The sequence below is a fragment of the Aliiroseovarius crassostreae genome (assembly GCF_049803815.1).
GTDB classification, from domain to species: domain Bacteria; phylum Pseudomonadota; class Alphaproteobacteria; order Rhodobacterales; family Rhodobacteraceae; genus Aliiroseovarius; species Aliiroseovarius crassostreae_A.
Window position 1 is genome coordinate 36,087 of the sequence record NZ_JBNAGI010000008.1, and the last position, 15,579, is coordinate 51,665.

Here is a 15,579-nt window from a genome sequence, read left to right on the forward strand (position 1 = left end):
TTTGTGACATCGTTACAAAACCGTAACCCAGCCGTTACATTCACCGGCTGCGCTAGCGGGTTGGGGCCTCAATTGCAAGGGATTCGGACATTGCCATGCAGGGCAAATTGCCAGTGCCGCATCTCAGCGACAGAAGCGAAAATGATAGCGCCGGAAAAGGTATCAGAAATTGCGCAAGAGCCGTTTCAGCCCCGGCTCTTTCACCATCTCGGCGGCATCTTCCGGGCGCACCCAGCGCCGGTTGCGCTCGTCCGCTTCGGGGAACTCATCCGTCAGTTCCTTGACCTTCAGTGGAAACACCGTGGCTTCGCAGGCGGCAACCGCCCCGTCATCCAGTTCCTTGTCATAGGAAAAGGCACCAATTGGGGTTTTGTCGAGCTTAGCTTTCTTCACGCCTGCCTCTTCCCAGGCTTCCTGGGCTGCGGCCTGAGGCGCGGGCAGATCGGCCATCGGCCAGCCCTTGGGCAGGATCCAGCGCCCGGTCCCGCGCGAGGTGATCAACAGCACCTCTTTGTCATCTCCCTTGCCACGATAGCACAACGCAGCCACCTGCGTGCGGCGCGGGCGGCGGATCAGGGGAGAGACATATTCCTCCCAAGCGTATTTCAGCATCGGTGGCATGGTTCGAGACGATAAGGGTTTGGGCCTGTGGGCGTTTTTACTTATTTTTTTGCGTATCAAGGGGACATAAGGGGTCTGTGGATAGAATTCAACCCTATCGCAGACTGTGGCAGAGAGGGTCAGGGGGGCTTCGGCTTACGCCTCAGCCCGCTGTCGGTGGCCCCGCCCGGGCGGGGAAGGGGCGCTGCCCCTCGAGCTGCGCTCTCACCCCGAGGTATTTTGGGCAAGAGGAAAAGAGGGGGTGGAAGGCGGGGAATGGTTCTATCGGTTGCGCGGTTTGGCGCGCAGGGTTGGGTCGGCCTGGGTCGGGTCCTCGGGCCAGGGGTGTTTCGGGTAGCGCCCGCGCATGTCCTTGCGCACATCGGCATAAGAGCTGGCCCAAAAGCCGGGGATGTCCATCGTGGTCTGCACCGGTTTTTGCCCGGGTGACAGAAGCGTGACACGCAGCGGCGTGCGTCCCACCATCGGGTGGCGGGTCACGCCAAAGAGTTCTTGCAGGCGGATGGTGATTTCCGGATGATCGCCGGAATAATCAATCGGCACCTTGCGGCCCAGCGGCGTTTCGAAATGGGCGGGAGCCGCGCGGTCGAGCATCTGCATCTGGGGCCAGTCAAGCCGCGCGCGCAGGGCATCCAACGCGTCAAATTTCTTCCAGTCGGCGGCGGTTTTCACACCGGTCAGGTGCGGCAGCAGCCAGTCCTCAAGCGTGTCCATCAGCGCCGGTTCCGTCATGTCCGGCAGTGTGTCGCCCCCGTCGCGGACCAGCTCCACCCGGGCCACGAATCGTTTGGCCGCATCGGAGAGGCGCAGCCCCATGTCGCGCACCCCGTCCAACATCGCACGCGCTACCACGTCTTTGGGCGCGTCTTTCCAGACCCGGTCATCCAGCACCACCGCCCCCAGTTGTTCGCGCCGCCGGGCCACCACCCGGCCCTCGCGTTTCGACCAGGCGCAGTGATCATGCCAGGTGATCTGGTCGCCAAATACATCGCGCAGTTCACTTTCGCTGATCTGGATCGCCTGGCGAATCTTCGCTTCGCGCGGGTTGCCATCGGTGTCGGTCACAACAATCAGGCGGGTGCCGGCCAGCGAGGCCGCCTCGTCCATCACGCAGCCCTTGCCCCCCGACAGAACAAACCGAGGCGTATCGCCGGGGCGGCGCAGGCCGATGCGGTCAGGATAGGCGAGTGCGGCCATCTGAGCGTCACTCAGGTCCGGGCCGTTCCCCACCATGCGCGCCACGCGTTTCGCTTCGGCCCGAATGCGTTCAATGGCCCCGCGATTGGGCGCGAGCCCCCGGCGCTGGGCAAAGGATTTCGGGTCGCGGATCGCCTCCAGCCGAAGCGAGAGATCCAGATCGACCCCGCGCGGCAGCGGGTCCCGGTCGCCCCAAAGTGCGGCCAGAGGTGCTGCGGCACGACCCGCCGTGACCATCATATGCCCAAGGCGTGGATGCATCGGCAGGCGGGCCAGTTGCCGCCCGTGATCGGTGATGCGGCCTGCGCCCTCCAGCGCGCCAAGATCAGCAAGCAGCGCCTGCGCCTCGCGCAGAACACCCGGGTTGGGCGGCGTCAGAAACGCCAAATCCGACCCGTCCGCGCTGCCCCACATCGCCAGTTCCAAGGCCAGCGGTGCCAGATCGGCGGTTTCAATTTCGGCAGGCGGGAAGGGGGGCAGACCGCCTTCTTCGCCGCGGGTCCACAATCGGTAACAGGTGCCGGGGGCCACGCGCCCCGCACGGCCCTGCCGCTGGGTGGCTTCGGCCTTCGACACACGTTCCGTGACCAGCCGCGACATGCCCGACCCCGGGTCAAACCGAGCGCGGCGCGCCAGCCCCGCATCGACCACCACGCGAATGTCCTGAATGGTCAGTGAAGTCTCGGCAATCGCCGTCGCCAGCACAATCTTGCGGCCTGTCTTGGCGGGTTGAATGGCGGCGCGCTGGGCGGAAAACTCCATTGCGCCGAACAGCGGATGCAGGTGGCAATCTGCGGGCAGACGCCCCTTTAAGACCCCTTCACACCGGCGGATTTCCCCTTCGCCCGGCAGAAAGACGAGAACCCCGCCTTCGGTTTCCGAAAGCGCGGCCAGCACCAGATCGGCCGTGGCCTCCGGCACCATGGCGCCTTTCGAAAGCGGGCGCTCCAGATGCCGGGTTTCCACCGGAAAGGCGCGGCCTTCGGATCGCACAATCGGCGCATCGTCCAACAGTCTCGCCACCGGATCGGCGTCCAGCGTGGCCGACATCACCACCAGTTTCAGATCGTCGCGCAAGGCGCCCATCGCTTCCCAGGTCAGTGCCAGCCCCAGATCCGCCACAAGGGAGCGTTCATGAAATTCGTCAAAAATCACCGCGCCGACACCCTCCAGCGACGGGTCGGATTGCAGCATCCGGGTCAGGATCCCCTCGGTCACCACCTCGATCCGGGTGGCCTTGCCCACCTTCGCCTCGCCGCGGATGCGGTAACCCACCGTGTCGCCCGTTTGCTCGCCCAAAGTCTGCGCCATGCGCTCGGCCGCAGTGCGCGCCGCCAATCTGCGCGGCTCCAGCATGATCAAGCGCCCCTCATAGGCGCCCGCCGCCAACATCTCCAGCGGCACAACCGTGGTCTTGCCCGCGCCGGGCGGGGCCATCAACACCGCGCGCCCTGCGGTCGACAAGGCGGCCAGCAGATCGGGAATGGCGTCATGAATGGGCAAATGATCCGTCATGCCCCCCTTATCCTCAAGCTTTTCGCGCGCGTCCACCCTTGCTTTTTCTTGCGCCAAATACCTCGGGGTTCGAGGGCTTCCCGGAAACGATCTGGGGGATCGTTTCGCCCGATGAACGGGCGGAGCCCTGTACAGCGAAGAGGCGAGGGGCAGCGCCCCCACGGCCCGACCGCTCATCACGCGAACGCTCTGGACGTGGCCCCGTCCCCCCGCTATTCAATCGCGAATATTCGGGAGAGCAGGCATGGACATTCAGGATCTGGCAAACCGCGTGGCAGCAGGCGAACGACGGGCCTTGGCACGGGCGATCACCTTGGTGGAAAGCGCGCGCGATGATCACCGGGCGCAGGCCGCCCAGCTTCTGGAAACCCTGGCCCCTTTGAGGCGCGAAGCGCTGCGGGTGGGGCTGTCGGGCACGCCCGGCGTGGGCAAATCCACCTTTATCGAGGCCTTCGGCATGTACCTGATCGACCAGGGCCTGAAGGTCGCGGTGCTGGCCGTGGACCCAAGCTCCGCCCGCTCTGGCGGGTCGATCCTGGGCGACAAAACCCGGATGGAGCAGCTTTCGCGCCAGAAAAACGCCTTCATCCGCCCGTCCCCCTCGCAGGCACAAATGGGCGGGGTGGCCCGGCGCTCACGTGAGGCCGTGGCCCTGTGCGAAGCGGCGGGCTTTGACGTGGTGCTGATCGAAACCGTGGGCGTCGGCCAGTCGGAAACCATGGTCGCCGATATGTCCGACCTGTTCCTCTTGCTGATTGCGCCCGCCGGTGGGGACGAGCTGCAAGGGGTGAAGCGCGGCATCATGGAAATCGCCGACATCATCCTGGTCAACAAGGCCGACGGACCGCTGAAACAAACCGCCATGCGCACCTGCGCCGATTACGCAGGCGCGCTGCGTCTTTTGCGCAAACGCCCCTATGATCCCGAAGGGTTCCCCAAGGCGCAGATGGTGTCGGCAGTGACCCAGGATGGCCTGCCCGAAGCCTGGACCGAAATGCAAACCTTGGCGGATTGGCGCCGCGCCAACGGCCATTGGTCAGCCCGCCGTGCCGAACAGGCGCGGTATTGGTTTGAAGAAGACGTGCGCCAGGGATTGCTCGCGGCGCTGCAAAAGGGCGACATCCGTGACCGGCTTGCAACGCTCGGTGGTCAGGTGGCCCGCGGTGAAGTGGGGGCCAGCCGCGCCGCGGAAGAGATGATTGCCCATATCCGCACCGAAATGGGCTGAAGAACCAGACAGGGGTTTGCTCCCGCGCCTTTTCTCCCTTCGGTCGACAGGCTTGGGCGTGGCTCACGTTGTGAGACCTGTTTTGATGTGCGCCGCTCCGCGGCGCGGGGAAGGGGCGCTGCCCCTCGAGCTGCGCTGCACAGGGCTCCGCCCGTTCATCGGGCGAAACGATCCCCCAGATCGTTTCCGGGAAGCCCTCGAACCCCGAGGTATTTCGGGCAAGAAAAGCGGTCCCCGCGTGCCCGCCCTATTTTCTGGTCAGAAATATCCCCGCCGGAGGCAAGAAAGCTGCCGAGCGTAGCGAGGCCACGCCCAAGCGGGGGCCTCGCATCTTTGATGCGCGGCGCGCGCGCGGGAGCCTTTGGCAACGCTTCGGATGAGAAGGTTGGTGGCGCGCGCGGCCACGGTCGGATCATGGGGCTTGATATGCGCTAACATCTGGGCTAGGCATGTTCTGCACGCATGAGGAGAGATGCCGATGAAACCAGTCAGGACCCCAACCCGAGATTAACTCGCCGGTTCTGACATGGGCTGTCGAGATCTGATCGCCCCCCGTTTCATCCCTTCCTCTGCGCCCTTTTCAAACATCGCGCGTCTTTCTTTCCGATCTTCGGAGTTCCATTGCTGGAGTCCCCCATGTTTCGTTATTTCGAAAACCTCGTAAACCCGTTTGCGCCTGATGACAGCGCCACCCCGCCCTCGGCCCTTTGGCCCTTTATGAAAAGCCATTTTGGCCCGTTCCGGAAGTGGATGGTCTGGATGGCGCTGACCGGTGTTCTGGTGGCGTTGATTGAAACCGGGCTGATCTTTTACACAGGCCGCGTTGTCGATCTGATGAATGCCTCTGCGCCGGAGCGCTTCTGGTCCGCCCATGGGTGGGAGCTGTTGGCGGCCGCGCTCTTCATCCTGATCCTGCGGCCCATTGCCATTGTGATGAACCGGTTTTTCCTGGAACAGACGCTCGCGGGGAATATGCAGGAACAGGTGCGTTGGCGGGCGCATAAGCACATGCTGGGCCAGTCGCTGTCGTTTTTCCAAAACGATTTCGCGGGCCGCCTGTCGAACCGGGTGATGCAGCTTGGCCCCGCCGTGGAAGACAGCACCTATATGTTTTTTGAGGGCATTTTCTATGCCACCACCTATGTGCTTTCGGCGATGCTGATCCTTGGATCGGTCGACTGGCGCTTGTCGGTGCCTTTGGGCATTTGGCTGCTGCTGTACATCGCCTACACCCGCCACATCGCGAAACGGGTGTCTGTCGCGTCCGAGAAATGGTCGGATGCGCGCTCGCTGGTGAACGGGCGGGTGGTGGATGCCTATGCCAATATCGAAAGCGTGAAACTGTTTGCTCAGGGCGCGGGTGAGGAACGTTATGTTCTGTCGGCCATGCGCCGGTTGCGCCTGCGCTTCATGCGGTTTCTGCGCCTCATGACCGAGCTTTCCTTTGGCCTCAATATCCTCAACGGCATGTTGATCACCGGTGTTCTTGGCCCGGCGCTGTGGCTGTGGACCTCCGGCCTGATTTCGGTGGGCGAAGTGGCGGCGGCGTCCGCGCTGACCGTGCGTTTGAATGGCATGTCCGGCTGGATCATGTGGGTGACCATTCGGCTTTTTGAACATGCCGGTGTGATCCGCGAGGGGCTGCGGTCCATCGCGGTGAAGCATGAGCTGACCGATGCGCGGAATGCCGGGCAGTTGCACATCACGGCGGGCGAGATTCGTTTTGACGGGCTGACCCACCATTATGGCAAGGGCAAGGGCGGTTTGGACGGCGTGTCGATCACCGTGAAACCCGGCGAAAAGGTCGGGCTGGTGGGGCGGTCCGGCGCGGGGAAATCCTCGCTGGTCAACCTGCTGATGCGGTTTCGCGACCCGGAAGGCGGGCGCATCCTGATTGACGGTCAGGATGTGGCGACGGTCACGCAAGACAGCCTGCGTGCGCAGATCGGCATGGTCACGCAGGACAGCTCGTTGCTGCACCGCTCGGTGCGGGCCAATATCCTGTACGGTCGCCCGGACGCGAGCGAGGCGATGATGGTGGCCGCGGCCAAGCGCGCCGAAGCGCATGACTTTATCCAGACGCTAGAGGATCCGCAGGGGCGCACCGGCTATGACGCGCAGGTGGGTGAACGCGGCGTGAAACTGTCAGGTGGCCAGCGTCAGCGGGTTGCCATCGCCCGGGTGATGCTGAAAGACGCGCCCATTCTGGTGCTCGATGAGGCCACATCGGCCTTGGACAGCGAGGTGGAAGCCGCGATCCAGAAGACGCTTTACGGCATGATGCAGGGCAAGACGGTGATCGCCATTGCCCACCGCCTGTCAACGATTGCCCAGATGGACCGGGTGATTGTGCTGGACGAAGGCCGGGTGATCGAACAGGGCAGCCACGACGAACTCCTGGCGCTGGGCGGCACCTATGCCGGCCTATGGGAACGGCAATCAGGTGGGTTTCTGGCCGAGGCGTAAGGGGGCCGTGTTCCCCGGACGCCCCTTCCGTAAAACAAGAAAAGCCCCGATGAGGGGCTTTGTCATTTGGGACCAAGAGCTGGGCCGTCTTACTTTTTCGCCGTGAAGCCACCGGCGTAAAGCGAGGTGTCGCTGGCCCCGCTGAACGCGCCGATGACTTCCTTGCCGTCGATCACGCCTTCGGTCCGTCCGGATCCCACCTTGAATGAGGAATTGCCGGAAAACGAACCGCCCTTGTGGATATCGCCATCAATCTGCAACCGGCCATCTTTGCTGGTGCCGTTCAGGGTGGCGCTGGCAAAATCAACCGTCACGGTCACGTCGCCGCCATAGGTTTTGTTGAGCCCACTCAACTGGTTGCCATTGAGCTTGATATTGCGAATTTCTGCCGCCTCATAGCGGCCGGTCATCGTCGCAGAGCCACGGGTCGGAAGCTCACCCAGCTCGGTGCCGGGCAGCAACCCTGCGAAGGCCGCAAACCCCTCGCCATGCGCGTAATCCCCGGCTTCATAGGCATAGCCAAACCCGCGTGCGTCTTTCACAACGCCGCCGCGTTTGTTGCCATTGTTCTCGACGCGGGACACATCGCCCGAGGCGGTTGCCGGCGCGATGCCGGACGCAAGGTAGTGTTTGGAATTGCAGCCAGATATCAAAACTGTCGACACAAGGCAGACCAAGGCAAAGGGTTTCATGACAAACTCACTTGTTAAAATTCGACTTTTCAACCCATTAGGGCGGGGCTGCGCGAGTCGCAATTGAAAATTGAAATCCCACTGCGTCATGGTCTCGCGTCTGAGCTCTACCGAAACGCCTCGATCAGCGGGGCCGGGTCAGGGAAGCTGCGGCCCGCGCGCCAGCGCAGCACCGTCCAGACCGGGTTGCCGTCCAGATCGCGGTTTTGATGCTGCAACGTGCCGTGAAACCGCATGTAAACCTCGGCCGGGATCACCATCTTGTCCCGCATCATCAGTCGCCCGTCATGGCTGCACAGGATTTCGCCCTCGCCACTGCCAGTTTCGGATTTCATGACCGCGCCCTGACAAAACAGGTTCAGAGGGGTGTTCCAGATGTAAAAGCTCGACCGGCCATTGGGGCTGCCGGTGATATAGCCAAACATGACCGCAATCTGACCGTCCGGCAGGCGGGTGACGCTGGTGGTGGGCAGGGTCAGTATGCCATTGCCGCGCCCCTGGTGGTTGCGTTCGGGGATGTCGTCGCGCGTGGGTTTGGGCGGGATGATCACCTCTTGCGGGGGGGCATCCCGCCCGGACGCCATCCCGCGATCGGGCGGGACGGTCAGGGTCAGACAGACCAGCAGGGCAGACATGAGGGTGCGTGCCTGGGCACACACAGGGAATCGGTAAATCATCTTGATGCTCCGGAAAGGGGTACTGAAATGCCCTATCTTAACACATCGCGCCCGCTTTGCGGGAATCAAACGCGCCCTGTCTGCAAGGGGCGAAGACGGCAAAGACGTTGCAGGGGATCTTTGACATGGGGCAGGGGGCGAAACCGCTTGTGATCCATGAGAAAACCCCTTATCAGGCAGGCAAATCGGCCCGAACACGGTGCCCCTCAACTTCTGCCCCCGACTCACTTGACGTGTCCCCAAATCACGTCTATTCAGCGCGGACGGAATTCGGGGTGTCGCCTTGGCGGCGCCTATGACTATTGACCGGCCACATGTGGGTATCCATGACGGACGGTGCGCGGCGAGGGGAAGGCCCCAAGCACACGCATCGGAAAATCCCACCAATCTGGCCTGAGAAGCAAGGAAGAGACCATGTCGCGCGTTTGCGAACTGACCGGAAAAGGCCCGATGACTGGCAACAATGTCAGCCACGCGAAAAACAGAACCCGTCGTCGGTTTCTGCCGAACCTCAACGATGTGACCCTGCAGTCGGAAACGCTGGGTCGTGGCTTCAAGCTGCGCATCTCGGCCGCTGCCCTGCGCACCGTGGATCACCGCGGTGGCCTGGACGCGTTCCTGGCCAAAGCCAAAGACGCTGATCTGTCGGCCGGCGCGCTGAAGATCAAAAAAGACATCGCCAAAGCCCAGGCCGCAGCCTAAGCTTTTCGCGTCCCGGCCGCCGTAACAGGCCATGCCGGTTAGAGACACCGCCCAAGGGAAACCTTCGGGCGGTTTTTCCTGTTGGGGGGATCCTGCTTAGCTCAAACCGAAAGATCATCCCCAACAATCGAAGGTGCAAACGCGTCCTTTGGCAGCAAGTTGAATGTTGTGTCGGTTTTTTGGGCCTCAAGTATGCGATCGACCCGAAAGGTACGAGGACACGCTTTCAAGTGGTCGATCGCTACGACATACCAAACAGGATATTTCAGAAGCAGGTAGTGGGGTGCGATACGCCGGTCCGATATCACTCCGTCTTCTCGTTTATATCTCATTTCCAGCTCGCTTTGCGAGATGAATGCCTGATGCAGGGCCTGAATTATGCGCTTTGGAAAGGGGCTGACGCTATTTTGAACAAATGTTGATGCTGTGACGCCAATCATGATGCGGGATTTCAGCTGGTCAACTTGCCTGCGTTTCTCCGGCGAAAATGATGCGACGAGTTGCCGACGGACAGATGCCAGGTTTGCCAGAAAGATGGGCGACTGCATCTGCTCTGCAACCGCGATGCTGATGAGAAGATCAACCGCGTCCGCATAGGACAAGTTCAATCTGCCCACGCCCCAATTGCGATCCAGTCGCACGCCCCCCCCGCGACCGCGATCCGCGTCAATCTGCATTCCCTGGTCACGCATCAATGACAGATCTCTTGAGATCGTTCGCACGCTTACCCCGTGTTGCCGGGCAAGTTCTTTTACCGTGCAATGCGTGTCTTGTTTAAGCTGAACAGCCAGCAGCTCCATCCGCCGCAGCCTGCCCTGTACGTTTGTTCGGGCCATCCATCAAATGTGCCGTAAAATGGCATATTTGTCTATAAAACGGTCATCAGAACGCGCATGGGGCCCATGTCCTGCTGCGACGTCTGGAAACCAACTCTCTGAGCAAACGGGATGAACACCATGAAAATGAATTATGTTGTTGTTGGAACAAACGACATGTCAGCGTCCAAAACCTTCTATGATACACTATTTGAAGGTGCGAAGCTGAACGCAATTTCACCATCTGATCGCATGACCTACTGGATAGGCGAAGATTTTGCCTTTGCGACGGCGCAGCCCTTCGACGGACAACCGGCCACAAACGGGAACGGGGCGATGGTTGGCTTCTGCGTCGGAGACAAAGATGACGTGGAGAGAGTGCACGCGTTGGCGCTTCAACTGGGCGGGAAGTGCGAGGGTGCGCCAGGTCAGAGAGGCCCAAAATTCTCGGCCTATGTGAGGGACCTTGATGGCAACAAATTGTGCTTCTCTGACTGACCGAGATTACCGAGCAGAGCGCCCGCTTCACTGCGCCAGATCTGGAAGTGGGTGCCTGCATCCTTGCAGCGCCTGACATGACCGGCGGTGATGCGCCTAAAAGCTACCTCCTTAAGATATCATTCTTTCCCCACCTAATCCCCCCGCTTCCTTTTGTCACTTGCCAAGCCCGTGCGAGGGGCGTAGCCATTGGGCATGATCCGCGGTTTTGTCGCATATCTTCTTGCGCTGGTCCTCACTGTGACCGGCTTCTCGCTCGCCCAGGCGCGCGGCGGGGATCCCTTGACCACGACCTATGTGGATGGGGTCGAGATGGTGATCTGTACCGGCATTGGCATGACCACGATTACAATTGGCCCCGATGGCGAGCCGGTTGAGACCCAGCATGTCTGCCCGGATGGGGCGCAAAACTTCGTGGCTGCTTTTGATGTGCCCGCGATTGACCGGCCCGAAGGTGCGCTGGTTGCCTTGTCCCCGGTGGTGGTGGCCTTGTCGGTGACAGAGCGCCCGGAAACCACGCCCGCGGCACGCGGCCCTCCCACCCTGATCTGATCCCTTCGTCCGGGCGTTTTGCCGTCCGTTTGCGGTGGAGGTCCGTCTTCTGACAGGCCCCCATGCACAAAGCGGAGCGCAAAACCCCTGTGATTGCAGGGTGTTCCAACAGGCGTGACCCCACGCTTCCCCATTCAGATCAGGATATCAGGAGCAACCATGTCCACTTTCAAAACCCTTTTTGCGGCCACTGCCGTTTCGCTCATCACCCTGCCGGCATTGGCCGAGGGCCACATCATGGTGAAAGACGCCTATGCCCGCGCCGCTGGCATGTCGGCCCAGGCGGGCGCCGCCTTCATGCAGATCATGAACCACGGCACTGAAGATGATCAGCTGATCGACGCGCGGTCGGATATTTCCAAACGGGTCGAGCTGCACACCCACAAGATCGACGATCAGGGCGTCGCCAAGATGCTGCATGTGCCCGAAGGCTTCACCATCCCGGCAGGCGGGGTGCACGAATTGAAACGCGGCGCGGATCACGTGATGTTCATGGGCCTGAACCAGAAGCTGGAAGAGGGCGACACGGTGACCGTGACCCTGGTCTTTGAAAAGGCCGGTGAGGTTGTTGTCGACATTCCGGTTGATCTGTCACGCGGCCAGATGAACGGCCAGATGGGCGGCACCATGAAGATGGATCACGGAAACATGACCGCCCCTCAGGGCAACGGTTCTGGCGCCAGCAATTAAGGAAGCTTAAGTTTCGGAGTGTCCGGCCACGTGGTTTTTGCGTCCCCTGCGGGCCAGGACACTCCGATCCGGGGATTAGTCACCCCCAAAAGCCGCACCCCTATGGGTGCGGCTTTACTGTGTCAGGGTCTGAAAGCCGCTGCAATCGAAAGCGTCCCTGCGGACAGGAAAACCCTCAGAGCATGTCGCGCAAAAGTGGGCACCGGTTTTGCGCTCCACGGACATGCGAAATCAAAATGTCAGAGTGGGTTGTGTGAATGCGAAGGAACGCGACTCGCTCTAGCCGCCAAGCACGTCCTTCACCCAATCCGGAACCGTTTCGGTCGCGGGCCCGTGCAGGGTGCGGTCAAACAAGGCGCTGCCTTCGCTCGGCTCCAGATTGATTTCCAGCGTGGCAATGCCCATCGCGCGCGCCTCGCCCACAAACCCCGCCGCGGGGTAAACCGTGCCCGAGGTGCCGATGGCGACAAACAGATCGGCCTCGGCAAGCAGGCCATAAATCCGTTCCATCTGATAGGGGATCTCGCCAAACCAGACGATGTCGGGCCGGGTGGTGGTGCGCCCGCAATTGGGGCAGGGGGCGGCGGGGTCCATGTCGCGCGGGGCGTCCCAACGGTGATCACAGGCGGCACAAAGCGCGCGCGCGATCTCGCCATGCATGTGGATCACCTCCCGCGCGCCGCCGCGTTCATGCAGGTCGTCGATGTTTTGGGTGATCAGGCTGACCCGCCCGGGATGCTCTGCCTGCAACCGCCCCAGCGCCGAATGCGCCGCGTTGTGGCTGGCATTCAAACAGTTCGCGCGTCGGGCGTTGTAAAAGTCATGCACCAGGGCGGGGTTCCTGGCGAAGCCTTCCGGTGTGGCGACCTCTTGCAGATCATATTTGGTCCAGATCCCGCCCGCGTCGCGAAAGGTGCCCAGCCCGCTTTCGGCCGAGACCCCCGCGCCGGTGAGAATGACGATATCCTGATGGTCTGTCATGCGCTCGCCCCTGCTGTCTCGCCCCTGCTGTCTCGCCCCCGTTGTCATGGGCAAGCGCACGTCACATGGCCGGTTTGGCGTCAGCTTTTCTCAAAACGCGTCAGCGATGCCCGCCCAGACTGTCGATGGCTTTTTGCAGAAGGTCAAGCAGGGCGGCCACTTCAGCCGGGTCCTGCGCCTCGATCCCCTGGGTCTGGGCAAACTCGGCGAAACGCCCCATGTCATCGGCCACCTTGTCCACCGCGTCCCAGCTGAACCGGATCCGCACGGGCGGCAGGGGCAGGGGGCCAAGCTCCAGCGACACGGCCCCTTCGGACACCACCAGGCTGAACGGTTCATCGTCAATCACCAGCTCGGCCCGCAAGGATGTCTGCGGCGAAACCACCCGTTCAATCGCCCCCGCCAAAGGCACCGCCCGGTGGCGGCTGTTTTCCGGGTCGGCAGGATGATCGGGCATCGGCAAACGCCGCCCGTAACGCGCCAGTTCATAAAGGATGCCCCGTGTCCCGATCCCCTCTGGCGTCAGGCGATACGACCGCCCCGCTTTGTGAACCAGCCCCGCCTCGACCAATTCGGACAGGCGGGAGGACAGCATATTGGTGGCAATGCCCGGCAGGCCGGCCTTGATTTCGCCAAAGGATGTGGGGCCAGCGTGCAGTTCTCGCAGGACATGAAGCCCCCAACGGTTCCCGAGCACGTCAAGCGATCGGGAAATGGGGCAGGTTTGGGCATATGGTTTCGCGCGTTTCATGGATCGTGTCTATATCGTTGTTTTTTTGGGGTGCAAGATGCGACCAGTCTGATGGGCGCTTTGTTGCGGATTGCATGATGGCGGTGCGAAAAAAGGGTCTCTGGTGACAGGGCCAGGGGGATCCGCTATCACATCCCCATGACCAAACATGTTCTTTTCGTCTGCCTCGGCAATATCTGCCGCTCGCCCAGCGCCGAAGGCGTGTTTCGGACCATCGCCGCCGATCTGGCGCCCGATCTTGACCTGATGATCGACAGCGCCGGCACGTCAGACTGGCACGTGGGGGATGCCCCCTATGCGCCGATGCAACAGGCCGCAAGGACACGCGGTCATGACCTGTCTTCCCTGCGGGCCCGCCAATTCCAGGCCGAGGATTTCGACCGGTTTGACCTGATCATCGGCATGGATCGCGACAACCTTGCCAATATGGAGCGGCTGCGCCCGGCGGGGGATCAGACCCCCCTGCGCGTGTTCACAGACTTCGCCCCGGAGACGGGCATGGATCATGTCCCAGACCCATATTACACGCGCGATTTCGACCAGACGCTTGATCTTGTCGAGGCGGCTTCTCGCGGTTTGGTTCGCTATCTTCAGGCAGGGTCACGCAATCCGTGACGCTTGTGATCCCGTTATCAGTCCGGTGCGTTCGGCGCGCCAGATCAGCTTTGACAATAGGTGCTGACGGCCTGGCCGAACTGCTTGTATTTCTTCCAGAATTTCTCGTCCGACCGGCGATCCGACTGACGCAGAACCTGGCTTTCATGCGGGTCTTTAAAGAATTTGACCACGCGCGATTGCTCGCTGTTGCTCAACATCGCGCCTGCCACATCCTGAATGCAGCCACACAGGTTGCGCGACGCTGATGATCGGTCCGCACTCAGGCAGGCGCGTTCAATCTTGCCAGCCGGGGCGGGGGTGGATGCGATTACACTGATGCCCAGAACACAGGCCATTACCAAGTGTTTCATGTCACTGCCTCATTTGACGGGCCGCAGATGTGCGGCCGATATGCCGGGGAAACCCGGCCAGAGTCGGACCCGGATTGCGTGTCGAGTCTCATTCCCCATATCATAGCACAGCTGTCAAAAAGGTGCAATTTCTGTTGCATTTTCCACGCAGATAACGGCGCAAAACCACCGAATTTCCCGTACACTCTCGCAAATACCCGTTGAGGAACGCGGATGTGGCTACAGCCGGGACAGGATCACCCGGGGTAAAATACCGGCAACATCTTCGCGCGCGCATAGCGCCGTTGCGGCGGACATCACCGCCGCCGAAGCCGCGGCAACCCCGTGACACAGCGCCTGTTCGGGCGGTTCGTTACGGGCAAGCGACAGGGTGAAGGCGCCCAGAAAGCTGTCGCCCGCGCCGACCTTGGATTTCACCGGCACCTTTTGCCCCCGTGCGAAAAACGCCCCGGTTGGTCCCACCAACACCGATCCTTCCGCGCCGCGCCCCATCACCACGATTTCCGCAGCGCGGCGTTCGAGAAGTGCAAGCCCGAACGCCACGCTGTCCTCGGGCGTTGGTAAGGAATGCCCCGCCAGATCCTCGCTTTCCGCCTGATCCAGTCGCAAGACCGAAAGCCCGGCAGAGCGACCACGCGCTGCGTTGGCCAGCGTCGGGCCGGACGTGTCGAGGACAAGCCGCGCCCCCGCCGCAAGTGCTGTGTCTGAAAGCGCTGCGATGAACCCCGGCTCCACCCCCGGCGGCATCGACCCGGACAACACCAGAAACGCGTCAGCTGGCAGAGTGTCCTTGATCTGCGACAGGCACCTGTTCACATCCTCCTCCCGCCATGTTGGACCGGGCATGACAAAGCGGTACTGGTCGCCATCCGCCCGGTTGCCCACCGCCAGCGACAACCGGGTTTCCCCGGGCAGATCGAAGCTGTGATAGGGCAGCGCCTCGCGATCCAGAAGCGCGGCCACCTGCTGGCCCCGAAACCCGGCCAGCGCCACAAATGCGGTGGCCTGCCCGCCCAGGATCTTCACCGCCCGCGCCACATTGGTGCCGCCCCCGCCGGGGTCGAGCGTGGGCGCGTCGCAGCGGATCTTTGCCTCGGGCTGCACACGGTCCGCATCGGTGGACATGTCCAGCGTCGGGTTCAGGGTCACGGTCAGGATGGGCATCTGGTCGGGTATCATGTCGGACATGGGGCACTCCGGGGGCTGCTCATACGGGGGCCGGATGC

16 protein-coding genes are annotated in these 15,579 nt (G+C 62.0%); 7 read left to right on the plus strand and 9 right to left on the minus strand.

From position 1 onward, the window contains the following. Positions 1–162: 162 nt before the first annotated feature. A complete protein-coding gene (locus tag ACP15V_RS16195; RefSeq protein WP_424944747.1) occupies positions 163–621 on the minus strand; it encodes an NUDIX hydrolase in 459 nt (152 codons plus the stop codon). Between the two features lie 261 nt (positions 622–882). Further along, positions 883–3,333 carry an ATP-dependent helicase HrpB gene (gene hrpB / locus ACP15V_RS16200; RefSeq protein WP_424944748.1) on the minus strand — a complete coding sequence of 817 codons (2,451 nt, stop codon included), beginning with the start codon at positions 3,331–3,333 and terminating at the stop codon, positions 883–885. A 244-nt stretch (positions 3,334–3,577) separates the two neighbouring features. Between hrpB and meaB the strand changes: the two genes are divergently transcribed. Together meaB and ACP15V_RS16210 are read left to right on the plus strand one after the other, a co-directional pair. Beyond that, a complete protein-coding gene (gene meaB / locus ACP15V_RS16205) occupies positions 3,578–4,561 on the plus strand; it encodes a methylmalonyl Co-A mutase-associated GTPase MeaB (RefSeq protein ID WP_424944749.1) in 984 nt (327 codons plus the stop codon). Positions 4,562–5,197: 636 nt separating this feature from the next. Further along, entirely contained in the window at positions 5,198–7,027 is a 1,830-nt protein-coding gene (locus ACP15V_RS16210; protein ID WP_424944750.1) for an ABC transporter ATP-binding protein, read from the plus strand. A gap of 89 nt (positions 7,028–7,116) precedes the next feature. On the opposite strand, the gene ACP15V_RS16215 is transcribed toward ACP15V_RS16210, so the two are convergent. Next, positions 7,117–7,719, minus strand: coding sequence for a hypothetical protein (locus ACP15V_RS16215; RefSeq protein WP_424944751.1), 603 nt, complete (start codon positions 7,717–7,719; stop codon positions 7,117–7,119). A gap of 107 nt (positions 7,720–7,826) precedes the next feature. Further along, positions 7,827–8,354: a hypothetical protein gene (locus ACP15V_RS16220; RefSeq protein ID WP_424944752.1), complete on the minus strand. Its 528-nt coding sequence runs from the start codon at positions 8,352–8,354 to the stop codon at positions 7,827–7,829. A 456-nt stretch (positions 8,355–8,810) separates the two neighbouring features. Between ACP15V_RS16220 and rpmB the strand changes: the two genes are divergently transcribed. Continuing rightward, positions 8,811–9,098 (plus strand): 50S ribosomal protein L28, encoded by a 288-nt coding sequence (gene rpmB / locus ACP15V_RS16225; RefSeq protein WP_424944753.1) that lies wholly within the window; start codon positions 8,811–8,813, stop codon positions 9,096–9,098. A gap of 101 nt (positions 9,099–9,199) precedes the next feature. On the opposite strand, the gene ACP15V_RS16230 is transcribed toward rpmB, so the two are convergent. After that, entirely contained in the window at positions 9,200–9,898 is a 699-nt protein-coding gene (locus ACP15V_RS16230) for a helix-turn-helix transcriptional regulator (protein WP_424944754.1), read from the minus strand. A gap of 147 nt (positions 9,899–10,045) precedes the next feature. Between ACP15V_RS16230 and ACP15V_RS16235 the strand changes: the two genes are divergently transcribed. From ACP15V_RS16235 to ACP15V_RS16245, 3 genes are all read left to right on the plus strand, one after another. After that, entirely contained in the window at positions 10,046–10,411 is a 366-nt protein-coding gene (locus ACP15V_RS16235) for a VOC family protein (protein WP_424944755.1), read from the plus strand. Positions 10,412–10,606: 195 nt separating this feature from the next. Beyond that, on the plus strand, positions 10,607–10,963 hold the full coding sequence (locus ACP15V_RS16240; RefSeq protein ID WP_424944756.1) for a hypothetical protein: 357 nt from the start codon (positions 10,607–10,609) through the stop codon (positions 10,961–10,963). A 159-nt stretch (positions 10,964–11,122) separates the two neighbouring features. Further along, complete coding sequence (locus tag ACP15V_RS16245; RefSeq protein ID WP_424944757.1) at positions 11,123–11,653, plus strand: copper chaperone PCu(A)C; 531 nt, start codon at positions 11,123–11,125, stop codon at positions 11,651–11,653. Positions 11,654–11,932: 279 nt separating this feature from the next. On the opposite strand, the gene ACP15V_RS16250 is transcribed toward ACP15V_RS16245, so the two are convergent. Then, positions 11,933–12,634: an NAD-dependent deacylase gene (locus tag ACP15V_RS16250; protein WP_424944758.1), complete on the minus strand. Its 702-nt coding sequence runs from the start codon at positions 12,632–12,634 to the stop codon at positions 11,933–11,935. Between the two features lie 100 nt (positions 12,635–12,734). Further along, complete coding sequence (locus ACP15V_RS16255) at positions 12,735–13,331, minus strand: winged helix-turn-helix transcriptional regulator (RefSeq protein ID WP_424944759.1); 597 nt, start codon at positions 13,329–13,331, stop codon at positions 12,735–12,737. Positions 13,332–13,523: 192 nt separating this feature from the next. Here ACP15V_RS16255 and ACP15V_RS16260 point away from each other — a divergent pair, with 192 nt between their 5' ends. After that, positions 13,524–14,000, plus strand: coding sequence for a low molecular weight protein-tyrosine-phosphatase (locus tag ACP15V_RS16260; RefSeq protein ID WP_424944760.1), 477 nt, complete (start codon positions 13,524–13,526; stop codon positions 13,998–14,000). Positions 14,001–14,044: 44 nt separating this feature from the next. Here the strand turns inward: ACP15V_RS16260 and ACP15V_RS16265 are convergent, their stop codons facing one another. Both ACP15V_RS16265 and ACP15V_RS16270 read right to left on the minus strand, forming a co-directional pair. Continuing rightward, a complete protein-coding gene (locus tag ACP15V_RS16265) occupies positions 14,045–14,353 on the minus strand; it encodes a hypothetical protein (RefSeq protein ID WP_424944761.1) in 309 nt (102 codons plus the stop codon). A gap of 219 nt (positions 14,354–14,572) precedes the next feature. After that, on the minus strand, positions 14,573–15,541 hold the full coding sequence (locus tag ACP15V_RS16270; protein ID WP_424944762.1) for a 1-phosphofructokinase family hexose kinase: 969 nt from the start codon (positions 15,539–15,541) through the stop codon (positions 14,573–14,575). Positions 15,542–15,579: the final 38 nt, after the last annotated feature.

Bases quoted from the DNA above. Each gene is read 5' to 3' on its own strand.
- ACP15V_RS16195 (WP_424944747.1), bottom strand. From the start codon at position 621: ATGCCACCGATGCTGAAATACGCTTGGGAGGAATATGTCTCTCCCCTG.
- hrpB (WP_424944748.1), bottom strand. From the start codon at position 3,333: ATGACGGATCATTTGCCCATTCATGACGCCATTCCCGATCTGCTGGCC.
- meaB (WP_424944749.1), top strand. From the start codon at position 3,578: ATGGACATTCAGGATCTGGCAAACCGCGTGGCAGCAGGCGAACGACGG.
- ACP15V_RS16210 (WP_424944750.1), top strand. From the start codon at position 5,198: ATGTTTCGTTATTTCGAAAACCTCGTAAACCCGTTTGCGCCTGATGAC.
- ACP15V_RS16215 (WP_424944751.1), bottom strand. From the start codon at position 7,719: ATGAAACCCTTTGCCTTGGTCTGCCTTGTGTCGACAGTTTTGATATCT.
- ACP15V_RS16220 (WP_424944752.1), bottom strand. From the start codon at position 8,354: ATGTCTGCCCTGCTGGTCTGTCTGACCCTGACCGTCCCGCCCGATCGC.
- rpmB (WP_424944753.1), top strand. From the start codon at position 8,811: ATGTCGCGCGTTTGCGAACTGACCGGAAAAGGCCCGATGACTGGCAAC.
- ACP15V_RS16230 (WP_424944754.1), bottom strand. From the start codon at position 9,898: ATGGAGCTGCTGGCTGTTCAGCTTAAACAAGACACGCATTGCACGGTA.
- ACP15V_RS16235 (WP_424944755.1), top strand. From the start codon at position 10,046: ATGAACACCATGAAAATGAATTATGTTGTTGTTGGAACAAACGACATG.
- ACP15V_RS16240 (WP_424944756.1), top strand. From the start codon at position 10,607: ATGATCCGCGGTTTTGTCGCATATCTTCTTGCGCTGGTCCTCACTGTG.
- ACP15V_RS16245 (WP_424944757.1), top strand. From the start codon at position 11,123: ATGTCCACTTTCAAAACCCTTTTTGCGGCCACTGCCGTTTCGCTCATC.
- ACP15V_RS16250 (WP_424944758.1), bottom strand. From the start codon at position 12,634: ATGACAGACCATCAGGATATCGTCATTCTCACCGGCGCGGGGGTCTCG.
- ACP15V_RS16260 (WP_424944760.1), top strand. From the start codon at position 13,524: ATGACCAAACATGTTCTTTTCGTCTGCCTCGGCAATATCTGCCGCTCG.
- ACP15V_RS16265 (WP_424944761.1), bottom strand. From the start codon at position 14,353: ATGAAACACTTGGTAATGGCCTGTGTTCTGGGCATCAGTGTAATCGCA.
- ACP15V_RS16270 (WP_424944762.1), bottom strand. From the start codon at position 15,541: ATGTCCGACATGATACCCGACCAGATGCCCATCCTGACCGTGACCCTG.